Origin of the sequence: Bacillus sp. GbtcB10, from assembly GCF_019091365.1 — a bacterium.
GTDB lineage: Bacteria > Bacillota > Bacilli > Bacillales > Bacillaceae > Bacillus > Bacillus altitudinis.
On record NZ_JAGXJP010000291.1, the window covers coordinates 1 to 250 of the forward strand.

Below are 250 nucleotides of genomic sequence, written 5' to 3' on the forward strand. Positions count from 1 at the left end.
AAATCAATAAAAACTGCTTTAAATCTTTAAGATAATGCACTAAAACTAACTGTTACGAATGGTGATTTTTTATCGGAAAGAGAAATAGATATTATGCAGTCGATGGCTATATTTCATTGGGCAAATAAAGAATATGAAAAGAGTATTACTATATTAAGAAGATGCTTAACTGATTTTATCAAGTTAGATTTCCCTAGAGATAAAGAGATTAAATTAAAAATCATTTTTAATTTAGGGAAAATGTTGGGTC

At 26.4% G+C, this 250-nt stretch carries 1 pseudogene; it reads left to right on the forward strand.

Annotated elements, in window-relative coordinates:
* Window positions 1–250: pseudogene (locus KVT11_RS21210) on the forward strand (transcriptional regulator); the annotation flags it as partial.